The 13,032-nt window shown below is 60.8% G+C and carries 17 protein-coding genes; 6 read left to right on the top strand and 11 right to left on the bottom strand.

Going from position 1 to position 13,032, the window contains the following annotated elements; translation table 11 throughout:
* Positions 1-55 precede the first annotated feature (55 nt).
* The 3 genes from ACZ3GY_RS13185 (at position 56) to ACZ3GY_RS13175 (ending at position 2,490) form a co-directional block, all read left to right on the top strand.
* A complete protein-coding gene (locus ACZ3GY_RS13185) occupies positions 56-397 on the top strand; it encodes a hypothetical protein (protein ID WP_465910403.1) in 342 nt (113 codons plus the stop codon).
* 126 nt (positions 398-523) lie between these two features.
* On the top strand, positions 524-835 hold the full coding sequence (locus ACZ3GY_RS13180; RefSeq protein WP_463565570.1) for a DUF485 domain-containing protein: 312 nt from the start codon (positions 524-526) through the stop codon (positions 833-835).
* A complete protein-coding gene (locus ACZ3GY_RS13175; protein ID WP_463565569.1) occupies positions 832-2,490 on the top strand; it encodes a cation acetate symporter in 1,659 nt (552 codons plus the stop codon). The genes ACZ3GY_RS13180 and ACZ3GY_RS13175 overlap by 4 nt, the downstream gene beginning before the upstream one ends.
* A 300-nt stretch (positions 2,491-2,790) precedes the next feature.
* On the opposite strand, the gene ACZ3GY_RS13170 is transcribed toward ACZ3GY_RS13175, so the two are convergent.
* The 9 genes from ACZ3GY_RS13170 to ACZ3GY_RS13130 all read right to left on the bottom strand — a co-directional run bounded on the left by ACZ3GY_RS13170 (position 2,791) and on the right by ACZ3GY_RS13130 (position 9,190).
* The gene (locus tag ACZ3GY_RS13170; RefSeq protein ID WP_463565568.1) at positions 2,791-3,822 is read right to left on the bottom strand and encodes a GGDEF domain-containing protein; all 1,032 of its coding nucleotides are present in this window, start codon (positions 3,820-3,822) and stop codon (positions 2,791-2,793) included.
* Positions 3,823-3,995: 173 nt separating this feature from the next.
* Positions 3,996-4,394, bottom strand: a complete 399-nt coding sequence (locus tag ACZ3GY_RS13165) for a GNAT family N-acetyltransferase (RefSeq protein ID WP_465910400.1) — start codon at positions 4,392-4,394, stop codon at positions 3,996-3,998.
* Between the two features lie 72 nt (positions 4,395-4,466).
* Positions 4,467-4,799, bottom strand: coding sequence for a DUF2025 family protein (locus tag ACZ3GY_RS13160; RefSeq protein WP_463565566.1), 333 nt, complete (start codon positions 4,797-4,799; stop codon positions 4,467-4,469).
* A gap of 173 nt (positions 4,800-4,972) precedes the next feature.
* Positions 4,973-5,227, bottom strand: a complete 255-nt coding sequence (locus ACZ3GY_RS13155) for a hypothetical protein (RefSeq protein WP_465910398.1) — start codon at positions 5,225-5,227, stop codon at positions 4,973-4,975.
* A gap of 123 nt (positions 5,228-5,350) precedes the next feature.
* Positions 5,351-5,755: an NUDIX hydrolase gene (locus ACZ3GY_RS13150; RefSeq protein ID WP_465910396.1), complete on the bottom strand. Its 405-nt coding sequence runs from the start codon at positions 5,753-5,755 to the stop codon at positions 5,351-5,353.
* A 3-nt stretch (positions 5,756-5,758) separates the two neighbouring features.
* Positions 5,759-6,151 (bottom strand): hypothetical protein, encoded by a 393-nt coding sequence (locus tag ACZ3GY_RS13145; protein WP_463565563.1) that lies wholly within the window; start codon positions 6,149-6,151, stop codon positions 5,759-5,761.
* A 317-nt stretch (positions 6,152-6,468) separates the two neighbouring features.
* On the bottom strand, positions 6,469-7,170 hold the full coding sequence (locus ACZ3GY_RS13140; RefSeq protein WP_042554383.1) for a YebC/PmpR family DNA-binding transcriptional regulator: 702 nt from the start codon (positions 7,168-7,170) through the stop codon (positions 6,469-6,471).
* Positions 7,171-7,329: 159 nt separating this feature from the next.
* Complete coding sequence (locus ACZ3GY_RS13135) at positions 7,330-7,839, bottom strand: hypothetical protein (RefSeq protein WP_463565562.1); 510 nt, start codon at positions 7,837-7,839, stop codon at positions 7,330-7,332.
* A 94-nt stretch (positions 7,840-7,933) separates the two neighbouring features.
* Positions 7,934-9,190 (bottom strand): serine hydrolase domain-containing protein, encoded by a 1,257-nt coding sequence (locus ACZ3GY_RS13130; protein WP_465910392.1) that lies wholly within the window; start codon positions 9,188-9,190, stop codon positions 7,934-7,936.
* A 154-nt stretch (positions 9,191-9,344) separates the two neighbouring features.
* Between ACZ3GY_RS13130 and ACZ3GY_RS13125 the strand changes: the two genes are divergently transcribed.
* Positions 9,345-9,590, top strand: a complete 246-nt coding sequence (locus ACZ3GY_RS13125; RefSeq protein ID WP_463565560.1) for a DUF2789 domain-containing protein — start codon at positions 9,345-9,347, stop codon at positions 9,588-9,590.
* Here ACZ3GY_RS13125 and ACZ3GY_RS13120 read toward each other — a convergent pair whose 3' ends face one another.
* Positions 9,591-9,779, bottom strand: a complete 189-nt coding sequence (locus ACZ3GY_RS13120; RefSeq protein WP_225833794.1) for a hypothetical protein — start codon at positions 9,777-9,779, stop codon at positions 9,591-9,593.
* Positions 9,780-9,897: 118 nt separating this feature from the next.
* Here ACZ3GY_RS13120 and dgt point away from each other — a divergent pair, with 118 nt between their 5' ends.
* Complete coding sequence (dgt, locus tag ACZ3GY_RS13115) at positions 9,898-11,370, top strand: dGTPase (RefSeq protein WP_465910389.1); 1,473 nt, start codon at positions 9,898-9,900, stop codon at positions 11,368-11,370.
* A gap of 1 nt (position 11,371) precedes the next feature.
* On the opposite strand, the gene ACZ3GY_RS13110 is transcribed toward dgt, so the two are convergent.
* Entirely contained in the window at positions 11,372-12,106 is a 735-nt protein-coding gene (locus ACZ3GY_RS13110) for a sulfite exporter TauE/SafE family protein (protein ID WP_463565557.1), read from the bottom strand.
* A 97-nt stretch (positions 12,107-12,203) separates the two neighbouring features.
* On the opposite strand from ACZ3GY_RS13110, the gene ACZ3GY_RS13105 reads away from it, so the two are divergent.
* Positions 12,204-13,028, top strand: coding sequence for an inositol monophosphatase family protein (locus ACZ3GY_RS13105; RefSeq protein ID WP_465910388.1), 825 nt, complete (start codon positions 12,204-12,206; stop codon positions 13,026-13,028).
* The last annotated feature ends 4 nt before the right edge of the window (positions 13,029-13,032 follow it).

Here is a 13,032-nt window from a genome sequence, read left to right as displayed (position 1 = left end):
GGACATGAGGCGAAGGCGCCATTGCCTGGCGCCTCAACGGCTACCGGAGTTCGAGATGAAATCACTGATCGGTTTTACCCTGATGCTGGCTGTGCTGACCGCCACGGTCGCATCCGCCGACGAGCGCTCACCGCAGACCATCCGCGTGATCCCCAAGGCTTACGTTAGCCCAGGCGCCAGTGGCAGCGTCGACACCTATGAGCGTCAGGAACGTTACAACCTTTATGGTGGCCAGCGCATACCGCAAGGTATCGATTCACGCCGTTATGAAAGTGGCCAGCGCAGCTCGACCTTCGAAACCCGCGGCGGCATTCGCCAGAGCACCGAATATCCGAACGGCTATGAGGTTCAGCGCTATCCGGGGCAGGGCTCGCAGCAATATCAGCAGCGCCGCTGATGCTGCATCGGGCATTAGACTTTGGTCTAAAAAGCACTGGGCTTCGACTAAGGTCGTCTGTCGCAGGCTGAGCACAGATTTACAGTTATCCCAACCAGCATCCAGCTGGGTGAGGATAACAATAAAATGAACGACAGCATTTATCGGCGGATCGAGCAAAGTCCGCATTTCAAGGAGCTGGTAGCCAAGCGTGAGCGGTTCGCCTGGATACTCTCCGCCATCATGCTTGGCATCTACATCGGCTTCATTCTGCTGATCGCCTTCGTGCCCGGCTGGCTCGGCACACGTATCACTGATAGCTCTCCGATCACTTGGGGTATTCCCGTAGGCCTCGGCGTAATCCTCTCGGCCTTCGTGCTGACCGGTATCTACGTACGTCGTGCCAACAGTGAATTCGACCACTTGAACCAGGTGATCCTGGATGAGGTGGGCAAATGATCGGCCGTATCCTCTCCGCTCTGGCCCTTATGGCCCTGGCCCCAGCTTTGTGGGCCGCCGATGCATTGACTGGTGAAGTACAGCGTCAGGCCGTCAATACGCCCGCAATTCTGATGTTCCTGGCCTTCGTCGGTGGCACGTTGTGCATCACCTACTGGGCTTCCAAACGTAGCAAGTCCACGTCTGATTTCTATACCGCGGGGGGCGGTATCACAGGCTTCCAGAACGGCTTGGCAATCGCTGGTGACTACATGTCGGCGGCGTCCTTCCTGGGTATTTCCGCCCTGGTGTTCACGTCCGGCTACGACGGTCTGATCTATTCGATCGGCTTCCTGGTCGGCTGGCCGGTGATCCTCTTCCTGATCGCCGAACGCCTGCGTAACCTGGGCAAGTACACCTTTGCCGACGTGGCGTCCTATCGCCTCAAGCAGAAGGAAATTCGCACCCTGTCAGCCAGCGGTTCGCTGGTGGTGGTGGCGTTCTACCTGATCGCGCAGATGGTCGGCGCCGGCAAGCTGATCCAGCTGCTGTTTGGCCTCGACTACCACGTGGCGGTTGTGCTGGTCGGTATCCTGATGGTGATGTACGTGCTGTTCGGCGGCATGCTGGCTACCACTTGGGTACAGATCATCAAGGCAGTGCTGTTGCTCTCCGGTGCGTCGTTCATGGCGTTCATGGTGATGAAGCACGTTGGCTTCAACTTCAACACCCTGTTCACAGAAGCAATCAAGGTTCACGCCAACGGCGAAGCGATCATGAGCCCCGGCGGTTTGGTGAAAGACCCGATTTCGGCGATTTCCCTCGGCCTGGCGCTGATGTTCGGTACTGCCGGTCTGCCGCACATCCTGATGCGCTTCTTCACCGTGGGTGACGCCAAGGAAGCCCGTAAGTCGGTGTTCTACGCTACCGGCTTCATCGGTTACTTCTACATCCTGACCTTCATCATCGGCTTCGGCGCGATTCTGCTGGTCAGCACCAATCCGGCCTTCAAGGACGCTGCTGGCGCTCTGCTGGGCGGTAACAACATGGCAGCGGTGCACCTGGCCAACGCCGTGGGTGGCAGCATCTTCCTGGGCTTCATCTCGGCCGTGGCTTTCGCCACCATCCTCGCGGTGGTTGCCGGTCTGACCCTGGCCGGTGCCTCGGCGGTATCCCACGACCTGTATGCCAGCGTGATCAAGAAGGGCAACGTCAACGAGAAGGATGAACTGCGCGTATCGAAGATCACCACTGTGTGCCTGGGTGTCCTGGCCATCGGTCTGGGGATTCTCTTCGAGAAGCAGAACATCGCCTTCATGGTGGGCCTGGCGTTCTCCATCGCGGCGAGCTGTAACTTCCCTGTGCTGTTCCTGAGCATGTACTGGAAGAACCTGACCACCCGTGGCGCAATGATCGGTGGCTGGCTCGGCCTGATCACTGCCGTGGTGCTGATGGTGCTCGGTCCAACCATCTGGGTCACGGTGCTCGGTCACGAGAAGGCGATCTTCCCGTACGAATACCCGGCGCTGTTCTCCATCATCGTGGCATTCGTCGGTATCTGGTTCTTCTCGATCACCGACAAGTCCGAATCGGCTGCAGAGGAACGTGCGCTGTTCCTGCCGCAGTTCGTACGTTCGCACACCGGCCTGGGCGCCAGTGGCGCTTCGTCTCACTGATCGATCCTGCTGTAAGGAAAAGGGCGACCCGAGGGTCGCCCTTTTCTTTTGTTGCGATTGGCAATCAGGCGTTAGCTGGCCAGGTGCGTTTGCAGTGTTGCGCCGTCGGGCTAGCAGGCTGTTGAAAAACTACCTGCGTGGCCATCGCGGCGTTAAAAACAGGCTAAAAATGCTCATTTACAACACGTAAACTCCGCTTTTTCGCCTGTTTTTGCCTTGCGCTGGCTGCCTCGCCAACGTTTTTCAACGGCCTGCTAAGGCTAGCTCTTGTATAGGTGGCACCTGCGCTTGAGGTTGTTCCTAGCTTGGCTCGAGCGTTGTGTCGCGATCAATATGGATACGGTTACGGCCTGCGCCCTTGGCCTGGTAGAGCTGCTGATCCGCACGCTCCAGCCAGCTTTCCCATCGTTCGCCCGCTCGTAGCACCGATCCACCCATGGAAACCGTCACCGCGCCGCCAGGGCTGCTCAGGTGCTCGGCAATCTGCGCCTGCAAGTGCTCTGCAGCCGAGAGCAGCCCTTGTTGATCGGTGTTGCCCAGCAACAGCAAAAACTCTTCACCACCAAAGCGAAACAGCCGATCTTCCTGGCGGACGCTGCGCTGGGCCAGTTCGACGAAATCCACCAGCACCTGATCGCCGGCCTGATGGCCGAAGCGGTCGTTGATCTGCTTGAAATGGTCGAGATCGATCAGGAGTACCGCGGCGCTGATGTCATGCCGGCGAAGGTTGGCCATGGCGATCTTCAACTCGTCGTTCATCACCCGGCGATTGCGGGCACCGGTCAGCGGGTCGCGGGTGGCCCAGGCGTGTAGCTGTTCGCGCTGATGTTGGGTGCGGTAGGCAAAGATGAAGGTCAGCACGCTGGCCATCAGCGCGGTGACCAGAAACGACAGCATCTGATAACGGCTTTCGAATACCGTACCCGGCAACAGCAGGGCGTACACCGCCAGCGCTGCGACCACCAGTACGGTGGCGAGCAGCGCCCTTGGCGGTGACACCATGAAGAAATTGAAGAGGATCAACGGGTAGATCCAGAACAGCCCGTTGACCCCCAGATTGATGGTGATCAGCGTGGCGCATAGCGAGAAGATGCCGGCCAGCCAGACACCGGGCTTGACCGTGTCGCCCGTGCGCCAGGCATGGATGACGGCCATGATGGTCGACAGCACGATCACCGTATCGGCGATGCTGACCAGGTAGTTGCCGTGCAGGGCTCGATAGACGGCATAGGGCGAAATGCCGAGCACGCCGAACAGACCCATGAGGGTGATGATCGACAGTTGGAAGTCCTTGCGCAGCCGCGCAAGCAGACGCTTCACGTGAATAGCCATGGTGCTTTCATTCTTGTTGTGGACGCGCATGCTCGATGACTACGGACAGGTCGCTTGCCCATAGGAGTTCAACCCCGGTCAGCCGTTCACATTGGCGAGCGCTTTGGCGGGCGGCAAGTGGGGGAAGTGGTCAAAGTGCCAGCATATACGCCAGGAAGTACGAACGGTGCACTTCAGCGCAGCATGGCGACCAGTGTTTTGGTACGCCGGTAGCGGGCCAGGCGCTCGGCCAGCGGCGAGGGCAGCTCGTCACAGGGCTGAAAACCCAGGCGCTCGTAGAGCGGCTGCAGGTCAGGGTGGCAGAACAGCCAGGTAGGCTTATCTGTCTCCTCTAGCGCCGCGGCGATCAAGGTGCTGGCCAGGCCTTGTTGGCGCCGCGCTGGCGCGACCAGCAGACTGGTCAGCCAGTGGCCGTGAGCTGCCTCCTGCAGACAAAGTGCGGCAACAATCTCGCCGTCCCTGGCGACCCAGACCTGATGGTCGCTGCGGGTGCGCATGGCGGAGCGGTGGCTGCGATAGAACTTGTCCGCCAATGGGCGCAGATGATCGGGCAACAGGCAGAACACGGGCATGGCAGGCTGCAGCGTTGAATGGCTGGCCAGTCTAAGTTGCGGGCGAGAGTGAAACCAGTGGTTCGCGCCTGATCAGCCGTTCGCTTGCAGTTGCCGTTGCGCGCTGATTTCCGGCAGATCCTCGCGACGCAGGTAGATGCGTAGCGGCTCGCCGAGGTTCAGGCGTTCGTCGATGCGCAGATCGGACAACAGGCCCAGGCGTTCGCGTTTCAGGGTCATCAGTTCGGGCGTCTCGCCAACTGCCCAGACGAACTCGCTGGTCGGCGTGATGCTGTCTTCGGCGATATTGAGGCCAAAGGAGTCTTCACTGAAACGCACGATGTGCTGACCAGTCTTGACGTTGAAGCCGACGAACCCTTTCAACTGGTCGGCGGCTGCGCAGATGTCGGCAGAAGTGATAGCCATGGTGAACCCTCGAGGATACGGAGCGGATCACCACAGGCTACGCACTGGAAACAAAGAGACCTTGCTGCAGATCAATGGATGGCAGGCGGTTCAGTGGACGCCTTGTCGCAGAAGCTCGGATTGCGGTGGAAACCCTGGCCCTATGATCGAGGCTGTCGATAGGCCTGATGCACTCAGCCTTCGGGATCGATGCCGCGCGGTAGGTCTGCATCGCGAATCGAGTTGGAGGCCCGATAGTTCGGCGCTTGCAGGGCGCTGCGGATTTTTTCGTAATCCTCGTACGAAAGGCCGCTGCGGCTGATCATCTCCAGGGCGAACTGCTTGACCTCGGCGTTTGTGTAAGGTCGTTCAGCGGCTGACTGCGGGGCGGCACAGCCAGTGAGAAGCAAGGTAAAGACTGTGAGCAGAAGGATCAGCGAGCGTTGCATGAGAGCACCTGTGAGCGAGGCCGTTTGGATAGGTCATAGGCTATTCACTGCTCGCTTCTGGCAGAAATCATTCGCTTCGATAGTGGCTATCGTTGTTTCAGCGCGGATGGCGAAATCGTAGGCTCAGGCGCTTGGCCAGATCCGTGGCAGCACGTGACGGCGCAGCAGCGGCGCCAGGTCGTCGGTGCGCGGGTCGTGGGCGCTCAGCCAGCGCAGCTCTTCCAGCTCGGCTGCGGGCAGTACCGGGTGTGGGAGCAGGGCCCTGAAAATATCGGCCTCGACCCGGGTATCCGCTTCGTTGGCGGCGACTTCGCCGAAATGGCCCAACTGCACGAACGCCGACTCGGGCAGATGCAGATCCAGCTCTTCGTGGAGTTCACGCAGGAGCGTCTGCAGCGGTGTTTCGCCCTCATCACGTTTGCCGCCGGGCAGCATGAACATGTGCGTGCCGCGCTTGCGCACCAGAAGCAGGCGACCCGTTTCGTCGAACAGGCAGGCTGCTGCGATGTGCAGAGTACGTGGGGGCATGGCTCAGTGCAGATTCTTTGGCTGCATCAGGTCGTCGAGCAGGCCGACTTTCACTGCCATCAGTGGCGAGTTGTTGATCCACACATTGTCGATGACGATGGTGCGGCCGATGTCTTCCTTGTCGGCAGCCACGAGCAGGTAGTAGGTACCGTCTTCCGGTGCTTCGCCATCCCAACCCAGAGTGGTCATGCCAATTACGCTAGACGAGCGGGCGGGCTTGTTGGGAATCACCGTGCCGTAGGCGTCCATCAGAACCGCGTGCGGCTTAAGGGCGAACTTGTTGATGCCCATGCAGGTGTGATCGCACAGCGAGTTGACGTTTAGACGATAGCGCTCGCCCTGTTTCAACTGGAGGGAATACAAACGGTAGTTGGACAGCGAACTGCCAAACTGCATGTTCGCGCTCCCGACCTTGCCAGGTGGCAGAGCGGAATGCGCATTAAGCGGCAGCGGAACAACCTGGGCGTTGTGGATCGCTTCCAGGTTGCTACGAACGATAGTGTCGTGGTCGGCCGTGGTGGAGGGCGACGACGATTGAGGCGCGCTACTGCAAGCTCCAAGCATTAAGCAGGCGGCGAGAACGAGTGACTTGTGCAAGATGCAGCTCCTGTGCGGCAATGTTCCGCTCTGCGATTTATCCGCAAAGAAGGAAGCCGCACAGTATAGCCGGTTATTGCGGCAATACCGTGATGAACTGCCGCAATTGGCCTCTGTTAGCCTGCCAGACCTACATAGACGTTCTGTACATCGTCATGGTTGTCGATGGCTTCGAGGAAGGCTTCGACTTCTTCACGCTGCTCGGGCGTCAGGTTCGCGACCGGGTTTTTCGGGCGGTAACCGAGGTTAGCCGAGTTCACTGTGAAGCCTTGTTCCGGCAGTGCACGGCTGACCAGATCGAGATCCGTCGGCTCGGTGATGAACAGGGTGTTGCCTTCATCGGCTTCGTCGAAATCCTGAGCGCCGGCTTCGATGGCCGCCAGTTCCGGGTCGGCGCCGCTCTCGCTGGAGGCCTCGATCAGCCCGACATGGTCGAAATCCCAGGCGACCGAGCCGCTGCTGCCGAGCTGGCCCTTGCGGAACAGCACGCGAATCTCCGCTACGGTGCGGTTCACGTTGTCGGTCAGGCACTCGACGATCAGCGGCACCTGGTGCGGTGCGAAGCCTTCGTAGGTGGTGCGTTCGAAGTTGACCGTCTCGCCGCTCAGACCTGCGCCTTTCTTGATCGCCCGATCCAGAGTGTCCTTGGGCATCGAGGCTTTCTTGGCCTGATGGATGGCCAGACGCAGCTTGGGGTTCATGTCCGGATCGGCGCCGTTACGCGCGCAGACCATGATCTCCTTGACCAGGCGACCGAAAATCTTGCCTCTGGCGTTGGCGGCGGCTTCTTTAGGTTTGGCTTTCCACTGGGCGCCCATGTCTGTTCTCTCGACTATGCGGATGATGGATAGGCGCAGCCTTGCGTTGGCGGGTAAGGGCTGCGCGGCGAATCTGGTGGCGGATTTTAATCCGTCGTCGCCGCGCTGGCACCCTGCAAATTGCTTTACAGCCTCATAACGCGTGCAGCAATGCCAGCGTCAGGGCGTCTGCACCAGTTGATTGACCAGTTCCAGCGCCTTTTCGAATGATGGGTAACCGCTTTTGGCGACGTCCAGTTCGGAATAGTCGGCGCGATATTCCTCCGCGCGTATGAGGTCGGCCTCGTCGACCAGGTAGGGCTCCGACCAGATCTTGTAGAGCAGGGCCACGGCATAGGGTTGCTGCTGCGCGGCAGCATCTTCCAGCTTCTTGAGCACTTCTTCGGTCTGCGGGCCTTCGCGAATCATCAGAATCGCCTGATAGAACTCGACCTCTCCGCGTTCATCCAGGCTTTCCGCGCGGCGTAGCAGGGCGTTGACCAGCTCGTGGCTTTCCATGTCGCCGGACGCCACCAGCATCTTGGCTTGCAGCATATCGTTCTGGTAAAGCAGTTGTTGGTCGCGGCAGCTGTCGCCGCTCAGGGGCTCGTCGCAGGAAGTCGAGGAGGCGCAGCCACCGAGCATCAGGCTCAGCAGCAGGCAGCCAACGCCGTGTCGGCAATCAATCATAGGTATCCCTCAGGCAAATCTGATGTATCGACCAGCACGGCGTCGCCGGGTTCGACCAACCGACGATCTTTGTGGTGCGCGCGAGCCGGCCCGATCAACGCAATGCCTTCACCGCAGCGCCGATGAAGGCATAGGTTTCCATTTCCCGCTTATCCATTTCCGGCTTTGGCCAGGTGCTCCAGATCACCGCCACGACCTTTTCCTTGGGGTTGATATAAAGGAACTGGCCAAAGATGCCTTGGGCCTCGAAGGCGCCACCGTCGTGCTCCGGTAGCGCTGCGGCGCCGGTGGGGAACAGCCACCACTGGTAGCCATAGCCGAGCGCGTATTCGCCGTCATACAGCTTGCCGGGTTCCAGGTGCGAGCCTGGGGTGGCGCGGGTGGCACTTACCAGCCAACCGGCAGGCAGGATGCGCTCGCCGTCGATCACCCCGTCATTGAGGATGAATTGGCCGAAGCGTCCGTAATCGCGCAGGGTTGCGGACAGGCCGCTGCTGCCGATTTCCTGGCCAGCACGGCTGTCCAGTTGCCAGAAGGCATCGCGCTCCATACCCAGGCGCGACCAGATGCGCTCGGAGAGGTAATCGCTGGTGCTCATGCCGGTTGCTGCGCGAACCAGTTCGCTCTGCAGGTGGGACTCACCCGTGCTGTAGGCGAATGTCGTGCCTGGGGCGTGGGCTTTCTTGAGCCCGGACATCTGCTTGAGCAGGGCGCCAGGGTTGTTGGCCAGTTGCAGCTCGAACATGCGACGCCGGTCGGATTTCGGGTCGCGGTAGGTTTCGTCCCAGGCCGCGCCGGAGCTCATCTGCAGAATCTGTTCGACGCTCACACCGTCATAGGCGCCGCCCTTGAGTTGTGGCAGGTAGCGGGTCAGCGGGTCTTTCACGCTGGCGATACTGCCCTGTTGCACGGCGGCACCTATCAGCGTCGAGGAGATCGACTTGACCACGCTGAACGACGTCCAGCGGGTACTGGCGTCGTTACCCATGGCGTATTTTTCCAGCGCGACCTTGCCGTCCTTGATGATCAGCACGCCGCCGACCTGATTGCGGCGCATGAACTCGTCGACACCCAGTGACTGGCCGTCGACGCTGTACTGCACCGGTACTTCGGCACGGGCTGGCAGTGGATAGACCTTGGGGCCGCGGGGCACGGTACGGGTGAAGAACAGCTCGTCCATGTGCCGGTAGGTGCCAGGTTGGTAGGCCGGACGCAGCTCGTAAAGATCCTGGGCACGGCCGATCCGCTCGGGTTTTTCGGCCGGAGGTGTCTGCGAACTGGCGCAGGCACCGAGCAGCAGGGCGATTGCGGGTAGAACGAGGGCGTTGCGGCATGCGGCTCTGGTGCTCATGGTGCTTTCCCGATCATGGCTGTTGGCTTCAACCATAGCCGATAACGGCAGCGAGCAGCCGCTGAACCGTGGGCCGGAGAGGTTGAACTGTCGTTCGTCGACGTCGCTCTATTGCGTACGTGCATGAAAACCGACTTACCTGACGGAGACCTACATGGAACTTCCCAATAAAGACCTCGGCACCCTGTTCGCACAGCTGGGGCTGGATTCCGACCCGGCCAGCATCGACGCCTTCATTGCCGAGCACTATCCATTGCCCGATGAGGTCAAGGTGTCCGAGGCGCCGTTCTGGAACGAATCCCAGGCGGCGTTTCTGAAAGAAGAGCTGCTCGAAGACGCCGAGTGGGCGCCGGTGGTCGATGAGCTCAACGTGCGCCTACACGAGAGCAAGCCGGTTTAGCTAAACCTCCGTCAGGCGCTGCAGCTCGCGCCTGACCATGGCCGCGTACTCGGGAGGCGACAGGCTGTATAGCTCGCTGGCTACCCAGCCCAGCCAGCGAGGCCCGAGTGCCGCCTGCTGCTCCAGCAGGCGCATGGCTTCGGCGCTGGCCTGCTCGGCTTGTTGCTGGTGAAAGTCGGCGCGGCTCATAGCGAGATCTCTTGCGGTTCAATTGGCGTGGTGCCCATTCTCGCCACGCGCAGGTGCTTGGTAAACCGCTCCTTGCGCGTTAGGCTCGCGGTTTCTGCGCCTGGTCGAGACTCAAGCGATGCCTTCAGTGGTGAATTTCAAAGACAGGATTCTTGCACTGCGCCCTGGCGATCAGGTTGGCGTAGCAGCCGATGTCGATCTGCTTTATGCCTTCGAAAGCGACCGTGGGCGCATCATTAATTCTGCGGCCATCCGCCGTCTGCAACAGCGCACCCAGGTATTTCCCCTGGAGCGAAACGCCGCGGTGCGCAGCCGCCTGACCCATTCGATGGAAGTGCAGCAGACAGGGCGCTTCATCGTCCGCACGCTGTATGTGCAACTAGGTGAGCGCGCCGTGGATTACGGCCTGGATGGCTTGCAGGGCGCGCTGGAAAGCCTGGTGGAAATGACCTGTCTGATGCATGACATCGGCAATCCGCCGTTTGGCCACTTTGGTGAGTTCGCCATCGGTGAGTGGTTCGATCGTGGGCTGGACGGCTTGTTTGCCGTAGCTTTACCGCAACCGCCGGACAACGACGAACTGCACACCCGAATGCGTGCCGACCTGCGCAATTTCGAAGGTAATGCCCAGGCCGTGAGGCTGGTGGTCAACCTGCAGCGCCTGCGCCTGACCTACACCCAGACCGCGGGTCTGCTCAAATACCTGCGCCCCGCCTATCAGCCGAAGCCGGCCAAAGGGGCTGCCAACGCCTACCTGAACAAGAAACCGGGCTTCTATCTTTCCGAGGAAGACTTCGTCACGGGCCTGCAGCAGAAGCTGGGTCAGCAGCCGGGGACGCGCCATCCGGTGGCCTACATCATGGAGGCGGCCGACGACATTTCCTATTGCCTCGCCGATATCGAGGACTCGGTGGAGAAGGGCATTCTTGGCGTGGCCGAGCTGGCGCCGCTGCTGATCGACACCTTCGCAGACATGCAGTCGCCCGATGTGCAGATTCCCGGCTCGCGTCACTCGTTCCGCAGCCTGGTGGAGCAGGCGCTGGAGAGCTATCACCAAGAAGAAATCAACAAGGCTGGCGAGTTCTTCGTCAAGCTACGGGTCAGCATGATCCACCCGCTGGTGCAGCACGCTGCACGTCAGTTCATCGATAACATCGAGGCGGTATACGCTGGCACTCTGGACCGTGCGCTGATCGAGGACGACAGCCTGCCTCACGCCATCGTGCAGACTTTCAAGGATGTCGCCATGGCGCGGGTGTTCTGCCACCGCGAGGTGGAAACTCTGCAGTTGCAGGGCTACCGAATCATCCAGGGCTTGCTGGACAGCTATGGCGCGCTGCTGCGCGTCGATGCGCAGACCTTTCTGGAATTGACCGAGGGTCAGTGCCGTCGTGAGGCCTATCTGCAGATGCTTGTGCGGCGCCTGCCGGGGCAACTGCTCAAGGCCTACTGTCAGGCTGTGCGCGAGTCAGTCGGGAGCGACCAGGCCGCCTGGGAGTTCTACTACCGCTGCCGTTTACTGCAGGACTTCATCAGCGGCATGACCGATCAGCATGCACAGGACGAATACCGCACGTTGTCGGCCTTGTAGTTCAGATGTTCTTCCAGATCAGCTGCAGCCCTGCGACCAGCATGCCTATGCGGGCGATGCGGTAGAACCAGGTGTGGTTGATCCGCGACTGCAGCCACAGGCCCGTCCATACGCCGAGCGGTACGATGGGCGCGAGCATCAGACTGAGCAGCAGATTCTCCCGGCTGAACTGCCCGAGCCAGGTGTAGGGAATCAGTTTCATGGCATTGGTCAGCAGAAAGAACATGTTGATGGTGGCCACGTAGCGCACTTTTTCCAACTGCTGCGGGAGCAGGTGCATCATCACCGGTGGCCCGCCGGCATGGGCAACGAAGCTGGTAAAGCCGGCCAGTGACGAGAGGATCAAGCCGCGCTTGGGCTGCAGTGGGCGAGGTGCTGGGTCGGTCTTGAGCAACCCCATCAACACGAAGGAAATGGCGATGAGGCCGATCAGCAGGCCGATCAGGTTCTCGTTGAGCAGCTCGAAGGTCAGCGAGCCAATGGCGATACCGATCAGCGCGCCGGGCAGCATGACCTTGAGGTTGGCCACGTCCCACTTGCCCCAGTAAGCCTTGAGCCCGACCACGTCGGCCAGGCAGAGTATCGGCAGCATCACCGCCACCGCCTGCATCGGTGAGGTGGCCAGGGCCAGCAACGGCACCGCGATACCGCCCAGCGCACCGCCGAAGCCGCCTTTGGAAAGGCCGGTGAGAAAAACTGCCGGAATGGCGAACAACAAGAGGTCGACGAGGGTCATTGCACTGCAGCCCGATCAGGAAGCGCGCAGGGTAGAGGCTGTTGCCGCTGCATCGCAAGTCGGCTGATTCCCGCTGTCACTCAGGAGTGCCCCGAGCATGTCGAACGCCAGCAACGTAACCAACCAGGATCTGACCGCTCGTTACGCGTTTGCCAAACGCGTAGCCGTGGAAGCCGCCGAGCGCGGCATGAGCTACTACGAACGGCGCCACAGCCTGGCCGTGCAGCACAAGGGCGATGACCTGCAGGATGTGGTGAGCATCGCCGATCAGGACGTGGAGGCCTTCATTCGCGCCGAGCTGGCCGCGCATTTTCCCGAGGACGGCATCGTTGGCGAGGAGGGCGGTAGCGGTGGCCTGGAGGCTCGCTGCATCTGGGTGATCGATCCCATCGACGGCACCGCGTGCTTTCTAAATGGCTTGCACAACTGGTGCGTGTCCATAGGTCTGCTGGTGGATGGGCAGCCGCTGCTCGGGGCGATTGCCGATCCCAATCACGATGAGCTGTTCCATGGGTTCATCGGCCACGGTGCGTTCGTCAACGACACGCCGCTGGCGGCTCATGGCGCCCGCCATGTGCGTGAGGGACTGGTCGGTGTGGGCACCACTCACCGGCCGGGCAAGGAGAACTTCTTGCCCTTCGTCGGTGCGCTGCTGGATGAGGGTGGCATGTTCCTGCGCAACGGTTCCGGCGCCCTGATGACTGCCTATGTGGCGGCTGGTCGCCTGATCGGCTATTACGAAACCCACCTGAAAAGCTGGGACTGCCTGGCCGGGCTGGTGCTGGTACGCGAGGCCGGTGGTAGCCATAACGATTTTCTGCGTGGCGATGGGCTGCTCGGCGGTAATCCCTATCTGGTCGCCGCGCCGGGTGTCTACGAACAGCTGGCGGCTATGGTCGGCCCGTCGCTGGACGCCGATTGAGGCA

The sequence above is a fragment of the Pseudomonas sp. PME37.24/006 genome (genome assembly GCF_055556635.1).
Note: the sequence above shows the minus strand (reverse complement) of the source record. Positions and strands in the feature narration are given on the sequence as shown.